Genomic DNA, 24,465 nt, shown 5'->3' on the forward strand with positions numbered 1-24,465 from the left:
TTCGACAAAAGTGGTTATTTGTTCGATAAATTGCAAATTAAATCTAAAATTCTTGAACTATATCCAGTTTCATTGTCGTACCAACCGACTATTTTTACCATATTACCGATTACTGAGGTCATCTGTGCGTCAAAAATACAAGAGTGTGGATTACCAACGATATCAATAGATACGATAGGGTCTTCGGTGTATTGGAGGATGTTTTTTAGGTAATTCTCAGCTGCATTCTTAAAGATATGGTTGACTTCTTTAATAGAAGTCGGTTTTTCAACATTTATAGTTATATCAGTCAATGAACCGTTGGCCACTGGAACTCTTATGCCACAACCGCCAATAACATTAGACAAATCAGGGAAAATTTTAGTTAAAGCTTTTGCAGCTCCTGTTGTAGTAGGTACAATGGATTGTCCTGCGGCTCTAGCTCGTCTTAAATCTTTATGGGGTTGATCGTGTAAACTTTGATCGGTAGTGTATGAGTGTATGGTGGTTATGTAAGCCTGTTTTATACCAAGGTGCTCTTTAATTAAAGCAATCATTGGTGCGGCATTATTAGTTGTACATGAGGCATTAGATAAAATGGTTTCTGTACCATCTATAGTGTTGTCATTCACGCCTAATACAATAGTTTTAATAGCATCTTCTATGGCTGGTACAGACAAAACAACACGTTTTGCTCCATTTTCTATATGATGCTGAAGCTCTGCTTTTGTTTTAAATTTTCCCGTAGACTCAATTACGTAATCGGGTTGAACTTCAGACCAATCTAATGTTTTAGGATGCGAAACATTATATAATGGTATTAAAGTGTCGTTGACAATAATATGATGTTCATCAAAACTCACCGTTGCATTTAGAACTCCATGAATACTATCGTATTTTAATAAATGGCTTAACGTTCTGGAGTCGGCCAAATCATTGATAGCAACAACTTGTATTTCTGGATGTTCTAAGGCTAGCCTAAACACACGACGACCTATTCTTCCAAAGCCGTTAATTGCGATAGTAATCATTAATTAATGTGTTTTTGAGCCTTATAAGACGATCTTACTAAAGCGCTGCTTTCAACATGTCTAAAGCCTAATTCTAAACCAATTTCTTCGTATTCTTTAAATTGATCAGGATTAATAAAACTTTGTACAGGTAAGTGCTTTTTACTAGGTTGTAAATATTGCCCAATAGTAACTACATCAACATCCTGAGCTTTTAAATCATATAGTGTTTGAATAACTTCTTCGCGTTTTTCTCCAAGTCCCAACATAATACCAGATTTGGTTCTTCGTTGTCCTTGGTCTTTTAAATATTTTAAAACTCCTAAGCTGCGATCGTATTGCGCTTGTATTCTTACATCACGTGTTAGGCGTCTTACGGTTTCAATATTATGAGAAACGACTTCTGGTGCGACGTCAATAATGCGGTCGATATGTTTTTCGATGCCTTGAAAGTCAGGAATAAGTGTTTCTAAGGTAGTTTCTGGGTTCATTCGTCTTACGGCATTTACGGTCTCTGCCCACATAATGCTTCCCATGTCTTTAAGGTCATCACGATCGACACTTGTTAAAACCGCATGTTTAATTTGCATGAGTTTTATAGAACGACCTACTTTTTCTGGCTCATCCCAATCCACCGTTTCTGGTCGGCCTGTTTTTACACCACAAAAACCACAAGAACGGGTGCAAACGTTTCCTAAAATCATAAATGTTGCTGTGCCTTCTCCCCAGCATTCTCCCATGTTTGGGCAGCTTCCAGACGTACAAATCGTATTTAATTTATACTTGTCTACTAAACTTCGTAATTCTGTGTATTTTTTGCCTGTAGGTAATTTCACCCTTAGCCATTTTGGCTTGCGTTCTGGTAAAATATTTGAAGCGACTTTGGTTTCCATGCAATTATCAATTTCTTGTCGCAAAGATACAAAGTAAATAATAAAATAGTCTATAGCATGGTGAGGTACCAAACACTAAACCCGATGAGAAAAACAATTCCAAGCCAAGCTAAAATACGTAGCATTATTTTTGGTCGCCATTCTTCTGGTGTATGCTTACTGCAGATTAATCTATAATTGATATAAGCATAAAAAGGTGTCGTTATAAACGAGAGTATAGTTGCGATTTTAATAAGCGTTCCCATCTCTGACGCAAAAGCAAAAAAGATAATTAAAGTGCCAAAAGTAAGTGTGAGAATCCAAAACAAGTACCCGTTTTTAAAAGTTTTGTTAGTTAAGACCTCAATACTCGTGGCCATAGCTCTTGGTGAAGCATCTAGCGTGGTTAATGTTGTACTAAACATGGTTGTTAATACAGCAATTCCGATAATTAGATAAGACCATTGCCCTAAATTAGAGGTGTACATATCTATTAATTGACCTGCAAAAAGTGTTGCTTGAGTGCTAAAAGTTGCCTCAGAGCCATACATTACAAAATAGCCTAAGCATAGAAATCCAATTCCGAGAAGCATAGCTCCAATATAACCAATGTTAAAATCTAATAACGCTACTTTAGGAGTGAAAGAGTCTCTTTCTTTTCTCTTTTCTACGGCCCAAATAGATTGCCAAACAGAGACATCAAGCGGTGCAGGCATCCAGCCCATAAAAGCGACTAAAAATGCAATTTCTATTGGTGTTTCAGGTAATACTTGATTAAAATTAAGCGTCTGTTCAAAGTTATCATATGCAAAATATACCGCAATGAGTGTGCTTAAGGTAAGCATTAAAATAATGATCTTAATTATTTTATCTAGTGCTTTATATTTTCCAGCAAAAAGGATAAAAAGACAAATAGAAAGTATGATTACGGTCCAGATTTCAATGTTTAAAACTTTTGAATTCCCGTAATTAAAAAAGCTAATATCACCAAAAAGTGTATTGGCAATTCCTGCGGTGACTATGGTTACTGCTGTCTGTATGGTGAATATAGTAGCAATATTAAGAATGAAATAAGTAATTAATACGCCCTTGCCTAATTTATGATAACCGTGAATTAAACTTTCTCCTGTTATAGCAGCATATTTTGCTCCAAACTGAAAAAAGGGATATTTAAAAATATGTACGAGTAGTAAGGCCCAAAGCAGACCTAAACCGAATTCGGCTCCAGCTCTTGTGGATTGTACAATATGAGAAACGCCTATGGCTGCTCCAGCGAATAATAGGCCTGGACCTAATTTTTTAAATATTGAAAACACTAACTTTTGGTAATTATAGCAGCTAATAATTTTTTGGCTCGCAGAAGTTTAACTTTTACATTGTTGATGGGTTCATTGAGTTTTTCGGAAATTTCTTTATAACTCAATTCTTGAAAATATCTCAGGTTTATGATTTCTTGATAGTGTGGTTTTAGTTTTTTTATGTCGCGTAAAAGTTTTGCTAGATTTTGCTCGGTAATAATTTTATCTTCAGGTGTGGGTGAATTATCAACAATATTTAAATAATTGTCTTCGTTGTCTTTAGAAGTGTTATTGAAAGATTTTTTTTGCTTTCTAACTAAATCAATATGAATGTTTTTTGAAATGGTAATGAGCCAGGTCTTAAACTTAAAGTTGTCATTATAAGTTTCTATTTTATCAAAAGCTCTAGAGAAGGTCTGAATGGTGATGTCTTCAGCATCATTTTCGTTTAAGGTACGTTTAAGTTGAAATGCATACACATCATTCCAATAAGTGTCAAGGAGGAAATTGAATGCAGCTTGTTCTTTATTTTTTGCTTTGTTTATGGCTTCTTTTACTTCCAATGTTTGGGTTTAGAGATCAAATTAACAATAAAGATACTTAATTGTGTGGTAATTAGGAATAATTCTAAAATTGGTGTCAGTGGTATGAGGTCTGTTTCTTCGAGTTTTTTAGCTGTAATCCCAAAAGACAACCCTTGTATTAAAAATCGTAGACTGGTTAGTGTTACAACCCATGGCCAAGAAAAACCTATAACTAGTAGTGTTATCCCCAAAATCCAAAATAGTAACTGCGACATGTAGAATACACCTAATAGAAATTGATGTTTTAATTTATACAAATGAGCAGTACTTATATGTCTTCTTTTTTGAAGAATCCATGCTTTAAACGTTGTCTTTGGTTCAGAAATTGTAAAGCTTTCTTTAGTAAAGCATAATGCAGTATTTGTAGGGTTTGCTACTTCATTTATAAACAAATCATCATCACCAGATTTAATTGCCATGTGATTATTAAAACCACAATTATTAAAAAACAGGTCTTTTTTATAAGCCATATTACGACCAACCCCCATGTAAGGCACGCCTAATTGTGCATAAGAAAAATACTGTAAGGCCGTCATAACCGTTTCAAATCTAATAAGCTTATTTAGTAATGAGAAGTTCTTTTTGGCATAAGCACCATAGCCTAAAACAATAGATTTTTCTTCTGAGAAATTCCCACTTATATGAGATAACCACTGTGATGAGTTTGGAGTACAATCGGCATCTGTAAATACCAAATAATTATTTTTAGCCGCTTTTATACCTAAGGCAAGCGCAAATTTTTTATTGCCCCAGAAGGCTTCATTAACTCTGACATCGACAATTTTAATAGCGCTGTGTTTGACTTTAAACGCATTCATAACGTCTAACGTATCGTCATAAGAACTGTCATTGACTAAAACAATTTCGAAATCAGAATAGTCTTGACTTATAATTTTGGGGAGATTTTTCTTTAAATTCTCTGCTTCATTTTTAGCACAGATTATAATAGAAACAGGGATGTGTTTTTTTAACCGTGTTTCTGCACACTTGATTCCAAAAGAAAATAAAAAGCTAGCGTAATAAGAGATTTGAATAACAACTACTGCAATAAATGCATAAAACAGTATTGAGGGAAGTGTCATTAAAGATTAAGAATGTTGTGTTTCGTTACAATCTTTATATTCATCTGGTGTTTTTCCACAAAAACCACAAGCTTCTCCATCTTTGTTAAGCATAGGATTTTGACTGGCACATGTGCCTGCAAATTTTCCGTCTTTTTTTGCCCATATTTTTATAGCTATTCCTGCAACAGCTAATAGTAATAACGCAAGTGTAATTAAAAACAATTTCATTTTAAGCTAATTTTATGCAAAGATAAGGCTTTTACTTGTATTTCATAACTTTCTTCAACGACTTGATAGCTGCTTTAAACTTTTAGTTAAAAAATGTTTTTAATGACTTCCTAAATCAAACTGATAATTTTTTGAAAGGTACTGTTGCTTTAGAAAAAATAGCGCTATTTACGAGTTATTAGATTAATTGTGTGACCTAACGTGTTGATTTTGTGTCTTAATCATTGTTAATCAATTATTACTAAACAAAATTTATCGATTATGAAAAAACTATTTGCAGAATTTTTTGGAACATTTTGGCTTGTTTTTGGCGGTTGTGGTAGTGCTATTTTTGCTGCTGGAATTCCAGAATTAGGTATTGGCTTTGTAGGTGTAGCTTTAGCTTTTGGTCTAACCGTATTAACTATGGCTTATGGTGTTGGGCATATTTCTGGTGCGCATTTTAATCCTGCTGTATCTATTGGGCTTTGGGCAGGAGGAAAGTTTGAGGCTAAAAATCTACCTGGCTACATTCTCGCACAAGTTATTGGTGCCATTGTTGCTGCCGGGGTTTTATATCTTATTGTTTCAGGGAAATCAGGATTTGATGGCGTAGGAGGATTTGCAGCAAATGGCTACGGCGAGTTATCACCAGATGGTTATAGTATGGTTTCTGCTTTGATTGCAGAATTTGTATTAACAGCTTTTTTTCTGTTAGTTATTTTAGGAAGTACATATCCTAAGGCTCCAAAAGGATTTGCTGGTATTGCTATAGGTTTAGCTTTGGTACTGATTCATTTAATTAGTATTCCAATTACTAATACATCTGTTAATCCTGCACGTTCATTAAGTCAGGCTATATATGCAGATGGTGCTTATTTATCTCAGGTTTGGTTGTTTTGGGTGGCTCCGATTGCAGGTGCTATTGCAGGAGGTCTTATTCATAAATCCTTTTTTTCTAAAGCTTAGATTAGTATAAAGCATAAAAAATAAAAGCGGCGCAATAATTTTTATTGCGCCGCTTTTTTGGATTAATTAACTAACGTTGTTTAGTTTTCTTTTAGAGAAATCTCTGCAACTTCAGTATCGTTTTCATTTGCGTTATCGCCTTTGTTTCCAATTTTGATACTAAGTGCTAAGGCGTCTTCTACGTAAGGAATTTGTTTAAGCTTACGGTCAGATTCGTCTAAAATACCTAAGTTAACCATTCTATCTTGTAACTCAGCCCAGATTTGGTATTGCTGCTCTTTTGGTAATTGTGGTAATGTAACGACATCTATCATAGATGTTTTTTCAACAGGGTTAATGTAAGCTACTGTTTTTAGATTCTTAGCGCGTTCATTACCATTAAAAACATACTTTTTAGAATTTGGATTGTTGAGTTTTAACAATTCTCTAGAAAGTTCGTCTAACTTAGAGTTATTACTTTCAATATCGCTTCGTAAGTCAAAGATTTCTCCAACAACAATATTGTTTTCACTGTTTAATTCAACATTTTTTTGATAAAGCATGAATGTTGATGTAGCAAATAAAACGGCTGCAGCACTGGCAGCAATACTATACCAAGACGTTTTTCTCTTGTTTTGCTGCAGTGGTATCACTTTAGGTGTGTGTTTTTCTTCAACAGACTCTAAAATGTTATCTAGCATATTAGTTGGTAGATCAACAGCGCCTGCTTTAGCTACAATTTCTAAATTATCCTGAAGTTTGTCGTAAGCTTCTGCGACTTCTGGGTAAGTAGAAATAAAGTGTTCAACTTCTTTTGATTCTTCTAGAGAAGTTTCGCCAACCAAATACTTGTTAAGTAGGTCAGAGTTTAAAAAGGTGTGTACTTGTTTTTCCATGATCAAATAATTTATGGATTATAAACTTTTTTCAGTTCTCGCAATCCTATTTTTAATCTAGATTTAATAGTGCCAAGAGGAATGTCTAATTCATCACTGGCTTCTTGTTGCGTCATACCTTGAAAAAATAAGGCATCTAACACAATTTGATATTTTTCTTCTAGTGTTCCAACATGTTTTTTGATGTCCATAACATCTTGGTTAAAATTTGTTGTTGGTAAGATATATACGTTAGAAGTTTCAATTTGGACTTCTTTATGGTATCTATTATTAAAACTACGCAATTTATCTATGGCTGTATTTCGTGCAATACGAAAGAGCCAAGTAAAGAGTTTTGCTTTTTTTGGATCGTACTTAGAAGCATTTTTCCATACTTTAATAAAAGTTTCTTGTAAGGCATCTTGTGCTACTTCTTCATTGATTGTAATCTTTAAGATGACACCATAAAGACTGTTCGAATAGTTTTCGTAAAGTAAATTTAAGGCACGCTTATCTCCTTTTTGGAGGTAATGAATGATTTTTTGCTCTGTAGGTGTTGTACTCAAAATGTTAAAGTCTTGTTTTTCTTGGTCTTAGGTACGTCTAAAAATTACTTGAGAACGTAAATATAATTAAATACACCGTAATTAGGTGATCTATATAAAACATTAGAATGGTTTGATATCCGCAAGGGTTTGATTAATAGCATATTCAAAAAAAATTATTCTAAATTCAAAAGTCGTAATTATCATTGCGACTTTTGTTTTATATAATGTTTACTTCAGTAGCAATAGAAATATTGAATAGGCGCTTTATTGTTTTTTGGATTAATTGTGCTAACTCAAAAATCTCTTTTCCATTTGCATTACCATAATTTACTAAAACTAAGGCTTGCTTGCTGTGTACACCATAGTTGTTAAAGCGTTTGCCTTTAAAACCTGCTTTTTCAATAAGCCAACCAGCGGGTACTTTAACGGTTTTATCAGATATTTTATACGAGGGGATGTCCGGAAAGTTTTGTTCTAATAGCGCAAAATCTTCAGTAGAAATAATTGGGTTTTTAAAAAAACTACCACTATTGCCCAGCTCTTTTGGATCAGGTAATTTGCTTTGTCTTATAGCTATAATGGCATTAGAAATATCTTGAATTGTTGGCGTTGTAACCCCAATAGTTTCAAGTTCTTTTTTTATGACGCCATAATTGGTGTGCAACTGATGATTTGTTTTTGAAAGCTCTAAGTTAACACTCGTAATAATATATTGTCCTTTTAGATCTTGCTTAAAAACAGATTCTCTATACCCAAAATTACAATCGGCTTTAGTAAACGTTTTTATTGTTTGAGTTTCAATATGCATTGCTTCACAACTCACAAAAACATCTTTAAGCTCAACGCCATAAGCACCAATATTTTGAATTGGAGCTGTACCAATATTCCCTGGAATTAAAGATAAATTTTCTATACCACCATAATTGTTTTGTAAACACCACAAGACAAAATTATGCCAATTTTCTCCTGACATGGCTTTAATAACAACTATGTCATTGGTTTCGCTAACAGTTTCAATCCCTTTAAGATTAATATGAAGCACCAGGGCTTCAATATCTTTGGTTAAAAGCATATTACTTCCGCCACCCAAAATGAATAAAGGATTTTTATGCTGTTCTTTTAAAATAGTCTTAAGCATTTCAACAGAGCTAATAGCACAATACGATTGTGCTTTAGCTTCAATGCCGAAGGTATTAAAGGGTTTTAAAGACGTATTGTTAATGATGGCCATTAGTCTTTATATACTTTTAGTGCTTCTTCTAAGATTTTAACCGAAATTTTTATGCTTTCTTCATTTAGAACATAAGCAATTCTAACTTGGTTTAAACCAACACCAGGTGTCGAGTAGAAACCTGCAGCAGGAGCAACCATGATGGTGTCGTTATTATAGTCAAAGGATTCTAAAAGCCATTTGGCAAAATTATCTGAATTTTTAACCGGTAATTCTGCTATACAATAAAAAGCACCATTTGGTTTGGCAACTTTTACACCTTCAATTTTTTCTAATTCAGTAATTAGCGTGTTTCTGCGTTTTACATATTCGGCTTTAACATCATCAAAATAACTTTGAGGCGTGTCTAGTGCAGCTTCGCTAGCAATTTGAGCTAATGTTGGTGGACTTAATCTAGCTTGTGCAAATTTTAGAGCCGTAGTAATTAAGGCTTTGTTTTTTGACACTAAATAGCCAATTCGTGCGCCACACATACTGTATCGTTTAGAAACAGAATCGATAACAATAGCATGTTCTTCTAGGCCTTCTTCTTGCAGTATAGAGTAATGCTCAATACCATCATAAACAAATTCTCTATAAACTTCGTCGGCAATTAAAAATAAATCATGCTTTTTTACAATAGCAGCTAACTGTTTTATTTCTTCTTTAGAATATAAATAGCCCGTAGGATTTCCTGGGTTACAAATTAAAATCGCTTTAGTTTTAGGAGTAATAAGTTTTTCAAATTCTTCAATTGCAGGTAAAGCAAAATTGTCTTCAATTTTAGAAATTACAGGAATGACATTTATTCCCGATGCTGTTGAAAACCCATTGTAGTTGGCATAAAAAGGTTCAGGAATTATGATTTCATCACCTTGGTCCATTATACTCCCAAAAGCAAATAAAAGGGCTTCACTTCCTCCCGTAGTTACAATGATATCATTGTGAGAAACCTCAATGGAATTACGTTTGTAGTATTCTGCAATCTTAATTCTATAACTCTCAGCACCTTCAGATCTACTATACGCTATCGTTTCAAGTGTGTTATTTTTTATAGCATCTAAAGCTACTTGTGGTGTTTTTATATCGGGTTGACCTATGTTTAGGTAATAAATCTTTTTTCCTTTTTTTTGAGCTTCTTCAGCATACGGCACCAATTTTCTAATTGGCGATTCTGGCATATTATTACCTTTTTTTGAAATTATTGGCATTTGCTATCGGTTTTTAAAATGCTAAGTTCTGAAAATTCTTAAAGTTTAAAGGTAAAAAAAGCATAAAAAAAGAGCTTTCATAATGAAAGCTCTCTTTTTAAATTTATAAATGAATTCTTGATCATTGCTCAAGCATACTTTTACTTTTCTTTTCTAAAACACTAGCTTTATTAGTATCCACTACTGTACCTTTAATTTTTAAGGCTACTGTTGGCGTTTCAGCATTAGAGAAAACGGTAATTGTTTTTCTAATTGGGTTAACTCTTTTAGTGTCGTATTTTACTTCTATTTCTCCAGTTTCTCCTGGCATAATAGGGCCTTTAGGTTTCTTTGGTACTGTACAACCACAGGTTGATTTTACATTAGATATAACTAAAGGTGCATTTCCTGTATTGGTGAACTCAAATGTTCTTACACCATCGGCTCCTTTTTCAATGGTACCGTAATCAATAACATCGGTTTTAAATTCGATTTTTGCTTGCTTTTCTTGAGCAAAAGATCCTAAACTTATAAGACCTACAAATAATACTGCTATTAAATTTTTCATCATTTTAATTTTAAAATTGATTATTCAAAACTAGTTACTTTTTCCTTCCTATCAAAATTTATTAGATGTAATACAATACACATAATAGATTTTATAGTATTTCAAACCATATTCTTAGGCTAATAATTTCACTAAATAGGAATTATAAGTACTTTTGTCTGTTATAAATATGTTATTACAAAAACAATACCAAAACATGGAAATTCCTTCTAAATATAACGCATTGTCAGTAGAAAACAAGTGGTACGACTACTGGATGCAACATAATTATTTTCACTCTACACCAGACGAAAGAGAGCCTTACACCATTGTGATTCCGCCTCCAAACGTAACAGGAGTCTTACATATGGGGCATATGCTTAACAATACCATTCAAGATGTATTGATTAGAAGAGCACGTCTTTTAGGTAAAAATGCCTGTTGGGTTCCAGGAACAGATCATGCTTCTATTGCTACAGAAGCAAAGGTTGTTGCCAAATTAAAAGCTCAAGGGATTGATAAAAATGATTTGTCTCGCGAAGAATTTTTAGCGCATGCTTGGGAGTGGACCGAAGAGTATGGTGGTGTTATTTTAGAACAACTTAAAAAGTTAGGCTGTTCTTGTGATTGGGACCGTACTAAGTTTACCATGGATGATAACATGTCTGAAGCTGTAATTAAAGTGTTTGTAGATTTATATAACAAAGGCTTAATTTATAGAGGTTACCGTATGGTGAATTGGGATCCTGAAGCAAAAACGACCTTGTCTGATGAAGAGGTTATTCATGTTGAAAAACAAGGTTTACTTTACTATTTAGAGTATAAAGTTGAAGGTAGTGACGATAAATTAACCATCGCTACAACACGTCCTGAAACTATTTTTGGGGATACAGCTATTTGTATTAATCCTAATGACGAACGCTTTACGCATTTAAAAGGAAAGAAAGCCATAGTACCAATTTGTGGCCGTGTTATTCCTATTATTGAAGATGAATATGTAGATGTGGAGTTTGGTACAGGGTGTCTTAAGGTGACGCCTGCTCATGATGAAAATGATAAAGTTTTAGGTGATAAACATCAATTAGAAGTGGTTGATATTTTTAATGCAGATGCAAGTTTAAATAGCTTCGGAATGCATTATGAAGGTCAAGATCGTTTTGTAGCACGAAAAGCGGTAGTTAAAGAATTAGAAGCATCTGGGGTTTTAGTAAAAACGGAAACCCACATTAATAAAGTAGGAACATCAGAACGTACCAAAGCTGTTATTGAACCACGATTAAGTGACCAATGGTTCTTAAAAATGCAAGATTTAGCGCAACCTGCTATCGATGCCGTTTTAAAAACCGATGAGGTAAAGTTATTTCCAAAGAAATTTGAAAATACTTATCGCCATTGGATGGAAAACATTCGCGATTGGAATATTTCGCGTCAATTACTTTGGGGACAACAAATTCCGGCCTATTTCTATGGCGATGGTAAAGAAGATTTTGTGGTAGCAGCATCTATTGAAGAAGCTGTTAAACTCGCAAGAGAAAAAACTTCTAACGCAGACCTTCTAGCTTCAGACTTAACCCAAGATACAGATGCGCTAGATACTTGGTTTTCATCTTGGCTTTGGCCAATGAGTGTTTTTGATGGTATTCGCAATCCTGAAAATGAGGAAATAAAGTATTACTATCCAACTAACGATTTGGTAACCGGACCAGATATTTTGTTCTTTTGGGTGGCACGTATGATAATTGCGGGTTACGAATATAGAGACGAAAAACCATTTGAGAATGTTTATCTAACAGGTTTAGTTAGAGATAAGCAACGACGAAAAATGTCTAAGTCGTTAGGAAATTCACCTGATGCCTTAAAATTAATTGAAGATTATGGTGCCGATGGCGTAAGAGTTGGACTATTATTAAGTTCTGCTGCCGGAAACGATTTAATGTTTGATGAAGATTTATGTCAACAAGGAAAACAGTTTGCCAATAAGATTTGGAATGCCTTTAGGTTAGTGCAAGGATGGGAAGTTGATACCACTATCCCACAACCAGAATCGAGTAAAATTGCTCTAGAATGGTTTGAGTCTAAATTTCAGAAAACGATACTAGAAATCGAAGACCACTTCAGCAAATACCGCTTAAGTGATGCGCTCATGGCAACTTATAAGTTAATTTGGGATGATTTTGCGTCATGGTTATTAGAAATTATTAAACCAGCATATCAACAGCCAATTGATGCTAAAACATTAGAAAGCGCTAATCATATATTTGAAAATATTTTAAAAATATTGCATCCTTTTATGCCTTTCTTAACGGAAGAAATATGGCATTATATTAAGGAGCGTTCTCCAGAAGAAGCCTTAATCATTGCTAAATGGCCGGAAGCAAAACCAATCAATGAAACTTTAATTTCTGAATTTGAATTTGCTTCAGAAGTTATTTCTGGATTAAGAAATATTAGAAAACAAAAGAATATCGCGTTTAAAGATGCTATAGGTTTTTCAGTTGTGAATAATGAAAAAGTCACAGCAACCTTTGATGAGGTGATTTCTAAATTAGGAAATTTAAGTAGTTTCGACTACGTGAATGAACCCGTTGAAGGCGCTTTAACTTATCGTGTAAAATCAAACGAATACTTTATTCCTATGGAGGGTAGTATTGATATCGAAGCTGAAATTGAAAAACTAACGGAAGAGTTAAAATACACTGAAGGCTTTTTAAAATCAGTTCAAAAGAAATTATCAAATGAACGCTTTGTGGCTGGTGCTCCAGAACAAGTTGTTGCTGCTGAGAAAAAGAAAGAAACTGATGCTTTAGCTAAAATTGAAACAATACAAGCGAGTTTAGCGAGTTTGAAGTAATATATACAACCTACTAGGTTTTTGAAACCTAGTAGGTTTTTTTATCATAAGTCTTAAGTTAAGGCAGGCTTTATCGCATTTTGTTCAGGGATAAATGCAATAAAATTCTTAAGCATAAGGTTTTCGACTGCGCTCAAACTGACATTTTGTATTAAAATTAAATCAGTTAATCATAAAATAAGTTTTAAGTCTATCATCTAAAATCTAGAAACCTAAGTGGTCTAAGCTCTTTTCTACCATTCATTAATCTTATTACTATCTAGCTTTACAAAAATAAACAGCAAAATAGTAAAACCCCAAAGTCCGGAGCCACCATAACTAAAAAAGGGTAGGGGAATACCAACAGTTGGGATTAAGCCCATAACCATACCAATATTAATGGTGAAATGTACAAATAGTATGGAGGCTACACCGTAACCATACACACGACTAAATTGTGATTTTTGATTTTCAGCCAAGACTAAAACCCGAATAATAAGCATTACAAACAAAATAATAACAGCGCTGGTGCCTAGAAACCCCCATTCTTCACCTACAGTACTAAAAATATAGTCGGTGTGTTGTTCTGGTACAAATTTTCCGGTGGTTCTAGTACCCTGTAAAAAGCCTTTTCCTGTTAAACGACCTGAGCTAATTGCTTGTTCAGATTGTATAAGGTTGTAGGCTTCCGCTTTTTTCATGCGCTCAAGTTTTGTAGGGTCTTTTTCTAAGCGCAACCAGAGACTAATTCTATTTTGTTGGTGTGGTTTTAAACCGTGCTCATAAAATAATTTTACACCATAAGAAAAACTAGTACACAGCAAAAGCACCACAATATATTGCAATATAGAACCTCGTTTTTTCTTTCTGAAAAAATAAGCCGTAGCAACTAAAATGGCGACTATAATCCCAGTAATTAAAACACCAAATTTGAGGCCTAAAACAGCTAGAATAATTAATGATATGCCAATAATTAAATAGGTTTGTTGTATGCCTTCTCGATAAAAAACAAAGAAGAAAGCTAGGTAAACAATAGTACTTCCGGCATCATTTTGAAGTAAAATTAAAATCGCAGGAATCATAATAATTGCTGCAACTCTTAGTTGGTCTTTTATGGTTTTTAAGTTGGTTTGTAAATCGCTGATATATCTTGCTACAGCTAGTGCGGTGGCAAATTTAGCGAACTCACTAGGCTGAATGGTCATACTACCTATGCCATACCAAGAAATAGCACCATTAACTTCTTTACCAAAAATAAATAGACCTACCAAAGCCAGCATGGCGACCAAGTAAATGACACTGGCAAATTGTTCGTAGAACTTGGCTTCAAATGAAAGTATTAAAACAATGAGTACACAGGTCAACCCTATAAACATAAGGTGTTTACCGTATAGCTGATCGGTGTCAAAATAGCTTGTAATTTCTCCAACATGAGAAGCCGATAATATATTGAGGTAGCCAAATCCAACTAACAATATAAAAAGGATAATAATAATCCAGTCGAATTTAAAATTTCTTTGGTTTTCTCTTAACATGAATTATGACTTTGGGATTTCAGCTTTTATATCTAAAAGATTTTGAAATTCCTTTTCTTCAATAGGATATAATTTAGTTTGTCTGTTGATTCCAAAAGGTTCTCCAGAATATGGTTTTTCGTATTCGTGTTCAAGTGAATGACGAAGTACAAAGTTTTCTAAATCAGTTCTTGTAATTTCACCCTTTAAATAATATTCAATCATAAGACTTGCCATTCGTCCTGCAAAACGACTTCCAAAATAGCCATTTTCAACAAAAATAGCGAGTGCAATTTTAGGATTGTCCTTAGGTGCAAAAGCAACAAAAATAGAATGGTCTGTAAGTTGTGTTTTTACACTATCTATAATGGCAAAATTCTCTGCAGTACCTGTTTTTCCGCAGATATCAATACCTGGAACTTTTAAATAGGACGCCGTTCCTTTGTTGTAAACGTCAAACATACCTTCTACAACAGGTTCAAAATGCTGTTTGTCTATTGTAGTGTGTTTAGGTGTTGTATAGGCTTCAGGAATCGTTTCGCCTTCAATATTTTTTATAATATGTGGTGTGTAATAATAACCACGATTAGCAATGGCAGCAGTCATGTTTGCTAATTGAATTGGTGTTGTTTCAACTTCGCCTTGACCAATGGCATTAGAGACAATGTAAGTGGAGCCCCAGCGGTTATCACCGTAAGCTCTGTCGTAATAATTTCCATCTGGAATTCTGCCTTTTCGTCCAACAGATAAATCGTTGTTTAAAAAATTTCCTAGACCAAAACTTTTGGCGTGATTGGCCCAAACATTCATACCTACGCCTGCATCGCTATATTTATCTATAATACGACGATACACATGAACAAAATATCCATTACATGATTGTGATATACCTACGTTCATATTTGTAGGGTTTCTATGGTGGTGGCATCCGGTTAATTTTCTGCTGCCATAATAATAGCCCATTCTACAATTGTAGGTGTCATTGACATCTATAACGCCTTCTTGTAAACCAATTAGTGCATTAACAACTTTAAAGGGGGACCCGGGAGGATATTGTGCTAATAAACCGCGATCATATAAAGGCTTAGCAATAGTATCGTAATGTAGTTTGGTATAGTTTTTAGATCGATTTCTTCCTACTAATTCATTGGGGTTATAGCTAGGCCCTGTAACCATAGCTAATATTTCGCCACTGCTAGGGTCAATAGCTATCATACCACCATGCTTGTGTTTCATTAACAACTCGCCATAGGCCTGAAGCTCCGAATCAATAGTTATAGTAACGTCTTTTCCTGGTTTAGGTAAAGTATCGTAAATACCCCCTTTATAAGGGCCAATATTTTTATTGAATCGGTCTTTTTGGATGAACTTAATTCCTTTTACACCTCGTAAAACCTCTTCGTATGTTTTTTCTACGCCTTGATTGCCAATTAAATCACCTAATTTATAATAAGGTTTTTTTGCAATTGTGGACCGATTTACTTCTCCGATATCTCCTAATACATTAGCACCAATAGATGTTTGGTAAGATCGTAATGATCGTTTTTGAATATAAAAGCCTTCAAACTTCCGCATTTTTTCTTGAAGAACCGCATAGTCTTTTTTTGAAAGCTGAGGGACAAAAGGAGAAGGTAGCCTTGGAGAGTAATTGGTTGCTTTAGCTAATTTTTTATCGTATTCTTCTCTTGTGATTTTTAAAAGGTAACAAAACTCTTCTATCTCTAAAGAGTCTAAAGGCGCCACCTCTCTAGGAATGACCATAACGTCATAAGACGGTTGGTTAGCGACTAAAAGTTTTCCGTTTCTATCATAAACATACCCGCGTTTTGGGTAGTGGTACTCTTTTCTAATTGCCGTGTCATCAAAGATATTATATGCAGAACTATCATAAACTTGAAGATAAAATAAACGTGCAATAAAAACGAGACCAACAAGAATTACAGTTGTTAATAATAGTAATTTTCTCATTTTCGTTTTCGGCTAAATAATGTTATTAGTAGGACACTAAGAATTATAGTGAAAATACTAGAAAATAACGTTCGCTTTAAGATTAAAAGTATATTCGAAATGTTAAAAATTTCTAAGGAAAACATTATTAAATGGTGAATGATTGTTCCTAATGAAATATAGGCTATTAAACTACCAATATCTATGTTATTAAATTTTATACTTTGATGCTCGTATAGCATACCAAAAGAACTTTTAAGTAATATAGGTCTAACATAAGCTAAACTTACGGCGGCGGCGGCATGTACGCCTCCTGAGTCGGAGAATAAATCAACCATCATGCCTAATGTAAAACTGAGTAACAAAAACACTAATCGTTCGTCTCTTACAGGAAAAAGAAAGATAAATATGATATAGATATAAGGGTTAATATACCCAAGGAAATTAATATGGTTACATAAAATTACCTGAGCTAAGAGCAGCACTATAAATCGGACGATATTTCTACCAGCAACATTATTCATTTGTACTATTTTCTAGGTTTAGAATTTCATTACGATCTAAATTCTCTAAAATATATACCGTACCAATATTAGTCATATCGTTAAACAGCTTAACTTGTATTGAATGGGTGTCGCCACCAATATCGGTTTTAAAGCTATCAATAGTGCCAATACCAATCCCTTTTGGGAAGATTGAAGATTCACCACCGGTTTCTATAGTATCGCCAATTTTTATTGGTGCAAATTGCGAGACATCTGCGAGTTGTACATAGGCGGGAGATACACCATCCCATTTTAGAGACCCAATATGATTGGTCGATTTTAACTTCGCATTTATACGACTTAATTTATTAAGAATAGATAATACAGTGGCATACTTATTTGACGTATTATCTATAATACCAATAATACCATTGGAGGTGATAACTCCAAAATCTCGTTTTATACTGTCGTTTTTTCCTTTATTTAAAGTGAGATAATTATTGGTTGCCGTATAGCTGTTTTTGTAAACTTCTGCAATGGTGACTTTATACTTTCTTGTGGAATAGGTTGTGTCTATAAATGTAGAATCTGTAGAAGCATTACTATTAAATAGCTGTTCTCGTAAAAGCTTATTTTCTTCAGCTAGAATATCGTTTTTAGTCTTTAAGTTGAAATACTGGTCTACAGAATTCATGGTGCCATAAACACCACCAGTTAAGGCATTGGCCGAATTTATAAATTTACTCCTGTGATAAGAATGCGATTGAATGGTGAGCGCTAAGGCAATACTAAAAAGCAATAAAAACAACAGAAAGGTTTTGTTTCTAATAACAAAATTAAAAATTTGTTGCATTATTTACTTTTTATTTAATCAATACGCTTTTGTATTTAGATAGGTTTTTAAGTACAATTCCTGTACCTCGTACTACAGCTCTTAATGGATCTTCTGCAATATAAACTGGTAAATCTGTTTTTTGAGATAAGCGTTTGTCAAGACCTCTTAACATTGATCCACCACCAGCTAAATAAATTCCGGTGTTGTAAATGTCTGCAGCTAACTCAGGAGGTGTTTGAGAGAGCGTTTCCATTACAGAATCTTCAATACGTAAAATAGATTTATCTAAAGCCTTTGCAATTTCACGAAACGAAATTTGTACTTGTTTTGGTTTTCCTGTTAATAAATCACGTCCTTGAACACTCATGTCTTCTGGAGGTAATTCTAAATCTTCAGTAGCGGCACCAATTTGAATTTTAATTTTTTCAGCAGTACGATCACCGATGTACAAGTTGTGTTGCGTACGCATGTAATAAATGATATCATTGGTAAATACATCACCAGCGACTTTTACCGATTTGTCACAAACAATACCCCCAAGAGCAATAACAGCGATTTCGGTAGTTCCACCACCGATGTCCACAATCATATTTCCTTTTGGTTGCATAATATCTACACCAATACCAATAGCTGCTGCCATTGGTTCATGTATTAAGTAAACTTCTTTCCCGTTAACACGTTCACAAGATTCTTTTACAGCGCGCATTTCTACTTCAGTAATTCCAGAAGGAATACAAACGACCATGCGTAACGCCGGATTAAAGAATTTCTTCTTCAAAGCAGGAATGTTTTTAATAAACATACTTATCATTTGCTCTGAAGCATCAAAATCTGCAATTACACCATCTTTAAGCGGGCGAATTGTTTTAATGTTTTCGTGCGTTTTTCCTTGCATCATGTTGGCTTCTTTACCAACGGCTATAATTTTTCCGCTAATGCGGTCTCTTGCTACTATCGATGGATTGTCAACGACAACTTTGTCATTGTGGATGATTAGTGTATTTGCGGTTCCTAAATCTATGGCTATTTCTTCCGTTAGGAAATCAAAAAATCCCATGTGCTATTATTAATTATTAGGGTTATTCTTGTCTACTTTTTAAGACTATCTGTAAATGTAACAAATTATACGATATTTAAATGATAATAGACGTTTATTGCAGTACTTTTTTTTACTTTTTATTTTAAACGAAAAAGAACCTAGAATCAAAAGTTGATTCTAGGTTCTAAAACTAAATTGATTTTAAATCTTTTTTTAGTGCTTAAAATGACGTGTTCCTGTAAATACCATGGCAACATCATGCTCATTACAGTAGTTTATACTTAATTCATCTTTTATAGAGCCACCTGGTTGAATTACAGCTGTAATACCTGCGTTATCAGCAATTTCTACACAATCAGGGAAAGGGAAAAATGCATCACTTGCCATAACCGCACCTTTTAAGTCAAAGTTAAAAGATTGTGCTTTATGAATGGCTTGGTTTAAGGCATCAACTCTACTTGTTTGTCCTGTTCCGCTAGCACATAATTGTTTGTTTTTAGCCAAAACAATGGTGTTTGATTTGGTGTGCTTACAGATTTTTGAAGCAAATATTAAATCGTCTAATTCTTCTGAAGTAGCTGTTGTTTTTGTGACGGCTTTTAAACCTTCAAGTGTATCTGTAACGTTATTTCTATCTTGAACTAAAACACCATTTAAACAACTTCTTACATTTGTTTTTGGCATTTCAATATCATTTAAAATTAAAAGGATTCTATTTTTCTTTCCTTTTAAAACTTCTAGTGCTTCATCAGAAAAAGAAGGCGCAATAACAACCTCACAGAATAATTTGTGAATCTCTTCAGCGGTCGCTAAATCAATTTCAGAATTACTAATTAAAACACCACCAAAGGCAGAAACTGGATCACCTGCTAAAGCATCTACATAGGCTTGGTGTAAGGTGTCGCGTTGAGCTAGACCACAAGCGTTGTTATGTTTTAGAACAGCAAAAGTTGGTGCGTCGTTTTTAAATTCTAGCATCAAATTAACAGCAGCATCAACATCTAAAAGATTATTGTAACTTAATTCTTTACCATGGAGTTTGGTGAATATTTCATCAAAATCACCGAAGAAAAAGCCTTTTTGATGTGGGTTTTCGCCATATCGCAATACTTTTCCGTTGTTTTCTGAGATTTTTAAAGTCGGAATTTCTTGATTTTTATTGAAGTAATTAAAAATTGCAGAATCGTAATGTGAAGATACATTAAATGCTTTTGCTGCAAATTGTTTTCTATCATCTTCAGAAGTTTCTCCATTTTTAGTTTCTAATAAGGCTAAAAATTCAGCATAATCATCAACAGAAGATACACAAGTTACATCTGCATAGTTTTTAGCAGCAGCTCTAATTAAAGAAATACCACCAATATCAATTTTTTCAATAATATCTTGGTTGCTAGCACCAGAAGCTACCGTTTTTTCAAAAGGATATAAATCAACAATGACGACATCGATTTGTGGAATTTCAAATTCTTCTAACTCAGCAACATCACCGTCGTGGTTTTGACGATTTAAAATACCTCCAAAAACTTTTGGGTGTAAGGTTTTTACACGACCGCCAAGAATTGATGGGTAAGAAGTGATGTCTTCTACTGGCACGACTTCAATGCCTAAGTCTTTAATAAATTTTTCTGTACCTCCTGTAGAATAAATAGTAACGTTGAGGTCGTTTAATTTTTTTACTATCGGTTCTAATCCATCTTTACTAAATACCGAAATTAGTGCTGATGAAATGGTTTTGTTGCTCATAATGTTGTGTTGTAGTTTAGAATGGCGCAAAAATACGTATATTCAAAATGAATTTTTTGTACTAAAACGAGTTTCTTTAAGTTTTTTGTAACAATAGATTGTTGAAAACGTCCTATCTTTAAAATGTCTAATTCATTAAGACTTTTTGTTTTGTAAGAAATAGAATATTTTTGATGAATTTATTATAAAAACAACCCTTTCATGCTGGTCTATTTACGCTTATTAAAAGAGAGTTTTTCATTTGCATTAAATGCACTTCGGAATAATAAACTCCGTACATTTTTATCACTTTTAGGCGTAACCGTTGGTATTTTTTCTATCATCGCAGTGTTGGCAGCTGTTGATTCTCTTGATAAAACAATTCAAGGGCAATTGAGTTCCTTAGACAGTAATACTATGTATATCTCTAGCATGCCTTTTGGTCCAACAGACGTCCCACGCTGGCAAAGAGAAACTTTTGAAGAGATGTCCTATAATGAATTTAAAAGTATTCAAACGTCCGTAAAAGACGCTGAGCATGTGGCCTTACAGTTATTTGTAAAGCGTGAAAACATTAGATATGAATCGGAATTAGTCAGTAGTGTTAATACGGTTGTTGTTTCTCACGAATTTATTGATGTTCAAAGCATGCAATTTGATAAAGGACGTTTTTATAACGAATCGGAATCAAATTCTGGTCGACCAGTTGTTGTGATTGGTTCTGAAATTGCAAAATCATTATTTGGCGACTTAGAGCCTATAGGTAAAAAAGTAAGACTTTATGGCCAGAAATTCACAGTGATTGGTGTCGTTAAAAAAGAAGGTTCTGGCTTATTTGGAGACAGTAATGATATATCAATATTTATTCCCGCTAATTACGTAAGAAATAGATATGGTGATAATAATCCTTATATTAAGTATGTGGTCATTGTTAAACCTAAGAAAGACGCCGATATTGAAGGGTTAGAAGCTGAAATCGCTCAGGTAATCCGTACTAAGAGAGGGTTAAAACCAGATGAAATCAATACATTTTTTATTCGAGTAATGTCAGGGCTACAAGACTTAATTGATACGATTATTGGAAGTTTAAATTTAATCGGTTGGGTAATTAGTGGCTTTTCACTTTTAGTTGGTGGGTTTGGAATTGCTAATATTATGTTTGTCAGTGTTAAAGAACGGACCAACCTTATTGGAATTCAGAAATCATTAGGAGCTAAGAATAAATTTATTCTATTTCAGTTTTTGTTTGAGGCAGTTATACTTGCTGTTGTCGGCGGAATAGTAGGTTTGTTTTTAGTTTGGATTGGCACTATAATAGGAAGTAGTTTTACAGATGATTTTGAGTTTGTGCTTTCGCTTCAAAATATGTTTCTAGGATTTTTTATCTCTTCAATGATTGGTTTAGTGTCAGGTGTTATTCCTGCATTAGCAGCATCAAAATTAGATCCTGTGGAAGCTATTAGAACAGGAATGTAGAAGTCATCTATTTAGAATAAATTTCAGTAGAACGCTTTGTTTGGGGTTTAGTTTCTGAAGTCCAGTAATTAGGTTGGGCTATCTAAGCGATGATTTTAGCCACCTGCTTGCAAACATATTCTAAAAACCGTTCGTCGTCTTCTGTAAAAGGGTCTGGTGTATTTGAGTCAATATCAATCTGACCTACATTTTCACCATTCACAAAAATAGGAATTACAATTTCTGCTTTCACCGTAATACTACAGGCAATATAATTGTCTTGGGCAGCGACATCGGGCACTACAAAATTCTGGTTACTCATAGCAACTTGCCCACAAATCCCTTTCCCGAATGGAATAATGGTATGATCCGTTGGAGCGCCAACATAAGGCCCTAGTTTTAATTCGTTTTTATCACCATTTTTAAAATAGAAGCCTACCCAATTGTAATAATCAATATGTGTGTCTAATGTCTCACAAATCTTTAGCAAGCGTTCATCAACACTAAGATTGTCATTAGAAATAATTGATTCAATTTCAGGTTTTAGGTCTTGTAAAGTCATATAGTAGAAGTTTGAATGGTTATCTTAGTGAAAAACTTTTGGTAAAAGTATTTAAATTGCACTGTTTTAAAATACTGTTTTTATAAATTTAACAACAAACTAACATAATTAATTTTTGAAGCGCCTTTTAGTAAAATATAAATCTGTTATTCGTTTTATAGTCACATTTTTAACTGTATATGTGATTTTAACCATGGGTTATAATCTGTACTTAAACGTATCTAATGGAACTGAGTATTATCCTGATTATGTAACTAATTTAGTGGCAAAGCAGACCAGTACTTTGCTTAATGGCTTAAATTATGAGGCTAAAGTAATTCCACATACAACCGAGGCTTCTATGAAAATTATTATCAACGGGAAATTTGTAGCGCGTGTCATAGAAGGTTGTAATGCGATAAGTATTATTATTTTGTTTCTCTCGTTTATAGTGGCATTTGCAGGTAAATTTAAAACCACACTTTTCTATTGTTTTGCGGGAAGTATAGTTATTTATGCTTTTAATCTTTTTAGAATTGTTATTCTTTCCATCGGATTGTATCATTACCCTTGGCGACAAGAACTATTACATACCGTTATTTTTCCTATGCTAATTTATGGTGTTGTATTTATACTATGGATGGTTTGGGTGAATCGATTTTCTAAATCTAAAAAGACCAATAAGACAAATGAATAAGATTGTAAGCTATTTATTAGTCGGAATATTGTTTATATTTCTAATCTTAATTAGAACTTATGAAAACGTCCTGTTTTACGACCCGTATCTAACTTTTTTTGAAAATGATTACTTATACATTGATAGTCCTAGACGAGAAGTTGCAAAATTAGTCTTGTTTACTACATTGCGTTTTGTTTTAAATACAGTTATTTCCCTAGGGATTCTCTATCTTATTTTTAAAGATAAAGGCATTATTAAATTTTCGGCTTTAATTTACTTGATTGCTTATGTTTTGTTATTGATACCTTTCTTATATTTTGTAATTAATCCCGACCAAGATGATTATTATCTGTTTTTCAATATACGACGGTTTTTAATTCAGCCTATTGGTTTAATTTTGCTTTTACCTGCGTTTTATTATTATAAACTGAATCGTTAGTCGTTTTTATAATGCTATTTGAGTAGGTTTTCTAAATCTGTTTTTTTAGTTTTATATTTCAATAAACTTAATTTTGTAACTTTGCATCGTGAAATTTTCAAACACACATAAAACCATTTCTTTTGTGTTGTCGTTTTTGGTCTTGTTTTCTACATTATCATTAACGATAGAGAAGCACTTTTGTGGCGATATTTTAATCGATGTGGCGATTTTTTCTGAAACAGAAAAATGTGCAGATGATTTTTTCGAAATAGATGAAGTTGCTACCCTAAAAAAAGGCTGTTGTAAAGATGAAATTGATGTCATTGAAGGTTTATCTGAAATGACACTAAAATCTTTCGAAGACTTAGATGTTTTACAACAACAGGTTTTAATTGCTTATAGTTATTCCTATATTAATCTTTTTGAAGACTTACCAAATTCTTTTAGTCCGCATAAAGATTACTTACCACCAATACTTATTAAAGATATTCATCGCTTAGATGAAGTCTATCTCATTTGATTATTTAGAAATACGAAGGTTTTAAAGCGTCATTATTTTTTGATGCGAATAACTCATATTTACTAAATTAACTTAAAAAAGAAACACAGCTATAGCGTTTCAGGTATGACCTGTAACGGTTGTAAGGCTTCGGTAAAAAAAACTA

The 24,465-nt window shown here is 33.6% G+C and carries 24 protein-coding genes; 6 read left to right on the forward strand and 18 right to left on the reverse strand.

What is annotated here, in order from left to right; translation table 11 throughout:
* Positions 1-14: 14 nt before the first annotated feature.
* The 6 genes from gap to HM982_RS02755 are packed head-to-tail and all read right to left on the reverse strand — an operon-like array spanning position 15 to position 5,035.
* Positions 15-1,010: a type I glyceraldehyde-3-phosphate dehydrogenase gene (gap, locus tag HM982_RS02730; protein WP_179351585.1), complete on the reverse strand. Its 996-nt coding sequence runs from the start codon at positions 1,008-1,010 to the stop codon at positions 15-17.
* Entirely contained in the window at positions 1,010-1,882 is an 873-nt protein-coding gene (gene lipA / locus HM982_RS02735; RefSeq protein ID WP_179351586.1) for a lipoyl synthase, read from the reverse strand. Before lipA ends, gap begins: the two co-directional genes overlap by 1 nt.
* Positions 1,883-1,932: 50 nt before the next feature.
* Positions 1,933-3,177, reverse strand: a complete 1,245-nt coding sequence (locus HM982_RS02740) for an NRAMP family divalent metal transporter (RefSeq protein ID WP_179351587.1) — start codon at positions 3,175-3,177, stop codon at positions 1,933-1,935.
* A complete protein-coding gene (locus tag HM982_RS02745; RefSeq protein ID WP_179351588.1) occupies positions 3,177-3,722 on the reverse strand; it encodes an RNA polymerase sigma factor in 546 nt (181 codons plus the stop codon). Before HM982_RS02745 ends, HM982_RS02740 begins: the two co-directional genes overlap by 1 nt.
* Positions 3,713-4,825, reverse strand: a complete 1,113-nt coding sequence (locus HM982_RS02750; protein WP_179351589.1) for a glycosyltransferase — start codon at positions 4,823-4,825, stop codon at positions 3,713-3,715. The genes HM982_RS02745 and HM982_RS02750 overlap by 10 nt, the downstream gene beginning before the upstream one ends.
* A 6-nt stretch (positions 4,826-4,831) precedes the next feature.
* Complete coding sequence (locus HM982_RS02755; RefSeq protein WP_179351590.1) at positions 4,832-5,035, reverse strand: membrane or secreted protein; 204 nt, start codon at positions 5,033-5,035, stop codon at positions 4,832-4,834.
* Between the two features lie 261 nt (positions 5,036-5,296).
* Here HM982_RS02755 and aqpZ point away from each other — a divergent pair, with 261 nt between their 5' ends.
* Positions 5,297-5,983: an aquaporin Z gene (gene aqpZ / locus HM982_RS02760; RefSeq protein WP_179351591.1), complete on the forward strand. Its 687-nt coding sequence runs from the start codon at positions 5,297-5,299 to the stop codon at positions 5,981-5,983.
* Positions 5,984-6,063: 80 nt separating this feature from the next.
* On the opposite strand, the gene HM982_RS02765 is transcribed toward aqpZ, so the two are convergent.
* The 5 genes from HM982_RS02765 to HM982_RS02785 all read right to left on the reverse strand — a co-directional run bounded on the left by HM982_RS02765 (position 6,064) and on the right by HM982_RS02785 (position 10,353).
* The gene (locus HM982_RS02765) at positions 6,064-6,858 is read right to left on the reverse strand and encodes an anti-sigma factor (RefSeq protein WP_179351592.1); all 795 of its coding nucleotides are present in this window, start codon (positions 6,856-6,858) and stop codon (positions 6,064-6,066) included.
* 11 nt (positions 6,859-6,869) lie between these two features.
* Positions 6,870-7,403 (reverse strand): RNA polymerase sigma factor, encoded by a 534-nt coding sequence (locus HM982_RS02770; protein ID WP_179351593.1) that lies wholly within the window; start codon positions 7,401-7,403, stop codon positions 6,870-6,872.
* A 199-nt stretch (positions 7,404-7,602) separates the two neighbouring features.
* Positions 7,603-8,616 carry a UDP-N-acetylmuramate dehydrogenase gene (gene murB, locus HM982_RS02775; RefSeq protein WP_179351594.1) on the reverse strand — a complete coding sequence of 338 codons (1,014 nt, stop codon included), beginning with the start codon at positions 8,614-8,616 and terminating at the stop codon, positions 7,603-7,605.
* Positions 8,616-9,806, reverse strand: a complete 1,191-nt coding sequence (locus HM982_RS02780) for a pyridoxal phosphate-dependent aminotransferase (protein WP_179351595.1) — start codon at positions 9,804-9,806, stop codon at positions 8,616-8,618. The genes murB and HM982_RS02780 overlap by 1 nt, the downstream gene beginning before the upstream one ends.
* A gap of 121 nt (positions 9,807-9,927) precedes the next feature.
* Positions 9,928-10,353, reverse strand: a complete 426-nt coding sequence (locus HM982_RS02785) for a DUF1573 domain-containing protein (RefSeq protein WP_179351596.1) — start codon at positions 10,351-10,353, stop codon at positions 9,928-9,930.
* Positions 10,354-10,549: 196 nt separating this feature from the next.
* On the opposite strand from HM982_RS02785, the gene HM982_RS02790 reads away from it, so the two are divergent.
* Positions 10,550-13,183, forward strand: coding sequence for a valine--tRNA ligase (locus HM982_RS02790; RefSeq protein ID WP_179352363.1), 2,634 nt, complete (start codon positions 10,550-10,552; stop codon positions 13,181-13,183).
* A gap of 233 nt (positions 13,184-13,416) precedes the next feature.
* Here the strand turns inward: HM982_RS02790 and rodA are convergent, their stop codons facing one another.
* From rodA to purH, 6 genes are all read right to left on the reverse strand, one after another.
* Positions 13,417-14,697: a rod shape-determining protein RodA gene (rodA, locus tag HM982_RS02795; protein ID WP_179351597.1), complete on the reverse strand. Its 1,281-nt coding sequence runs from the start codon at positions 14,695-14,697 to the stop codon at positions 13,417-13,419.
* A 3-nt stretch (positions 14,698-14,700) separates the two neighbouring features.
* The gene (locus HM982_RS02800; protein ID WP_179351598.1) at positions 14,701-16,644 is read right to left on the reverse strand and encodes a peptidoglycan D,D-transpeptidase FtsI family protein; all 1,944 of its coding nucleotides are present in this window, start codon (positions 16,642-16,644) and stop codon (positions 14,701-14,703) included.
* Positions 16,641-17,147, reverse strand: a complete 507-nt coding sequence (locus HM982_RS02805; RefSeq protein WP_179351599.1) for a rod shape-determining protein MreD — start codon at positions 17,145-17,147, stop codon at positions 16,641-16,643. The genes HM982_RS02800 and HM982_RS02805 overlap by 4 nt, the downstream gene beginning before the upstream one ends.
* The gene (mreC, locus tag HM982_RS02810) at positions 17,140-17,961 is read right to left on the reverse strand and encodes a rod shape-determining protein MreC (RefSeq protein WP_179351600.1); all 822 of its coding nucleotides are present in this window, start codon (positions 17,959-17,961) and stop codon (positions 17,140-17,142) included. Before mreC ends, HM982_RS02805 begins: the two co-directional genes overlap by 8 nt.
* A gap of 10 nt (positions 17,962-17,971) precedes the next feature.
* On the reverse strand, positions 17,972-19,000 hold the full coding sequence (locus tag HM982_RS02815; protein WP_179351601.1) for a rod shape-determining protein: 1,029 nt from the start codon (positions 18,998-19,000) through the stop codon (positions 17,972-17,974).
* Positions 19,001-19,195: 195 nt separating this feature from the next.
* Positions 19,196-20,725, reverse strand: a complete 1,530-nt coding sequence (gene purH / locus HM982_RS02820) for a bifunctional phosphoribosylaminoimidazolecarboxamide formyltransferase/IMP cyclohydrolase (RefSeq protein WP_179351602.1) — start codon at positions 20,723-20,725, stop codon at positions 19,196-19,198.
* A 201-nt stretch (positions 20,726-20,926) separates the two neighbouring features.
* On the opposite strand from purH, the gene HM982_RS02825 reads away from it, so the two are divergent.
* Complete coding sequence (locus HM982_RS02825; RefSeq protein WP_179351603.1) at positions 20,927-22,180, forward strand: ABC transporter permease; 1,254 nt, start codon at positions 20,927-20,929, stop codon at positions 22,178-22,180.
* A gap of 82 nt (positions 22,181-22,262) precedes the next feature.
* Here the strand turns inward: HM982_RS02825 and HM982_RS02830 are convergent, their stop codons facing one another.
* Positions 22,263-22,721, reverse strand: a complete 459-nt coding sequence (locus HM982_RS02830) for a GAF domain-containing protein (RefSeq protein ID WP_179351604.1) — start codon at positions 22,719-22,721, stop codon at positions 22,263-22,265.
* A gap of 115 nt (positions 22,722-22,836) precedes the next feature.
* On the opposite strand from HM982_RS02830, the gene xrtF reads away from it, so the two are divergent.
* The 3 genes from xrtF to HM982_RS02845 all read left to right on the forward strand — a co-directional run bounded on the left by xrtF (position 22,837) and on the right by HM982_RS02845 (position 24,320).
* Positions 22,837-23,397: an exosortase family protein XrtF gene (gene xrtF / locus HM982_RS02835; RefSeq protein ID WP_179351605.1), complete on the forward strand. Its 561-nt coding sequence runs from the start codon at positions 22,837-22,839 to the stop codon at positions 23,395-23,397.
* On the forward strand, positions 23,390-23,818 hold the full coding sequence (locus HM982_RS02840) for an exosortase F system-associated membrane protein (protein ID WP_179351606.1): 429 nt from the start codon (positions 23,390-23,392) through the stop codon (positions 23,816-23,818). The genes xrtF and HM982_RS02840 overlap by 8 nt, the downstream gene beginning before the upstream one ends.
* Positions 23,819-23,906: 88 nt before the next feature.
* The gene (locus tag HM982_RS02845; RefSeq protein WP_179351607.1) at positions 23,907-24,320 is read left to right on the forward strand and encodes an HYC_CC_PP family protein; all 414 of its coding nucleotides are present in this window, start codon (positions 23,907-23,909) and stop codon (positions 24,318-24,320) included.
* Positions 24,321-24,465 lie beyond the last annotated feature (145 nt).

The sequence above is a fragment of the Winogradskyella vidalii genome, from assembly GCF_013403955.1.
GTDB classification, from domain to species: Bacteria; Bacteroidota; Bacteroidia; order Flavobacteriales; family Flavobacteriaceae; genus Winogradskyella; species Winogradskyella vidalii.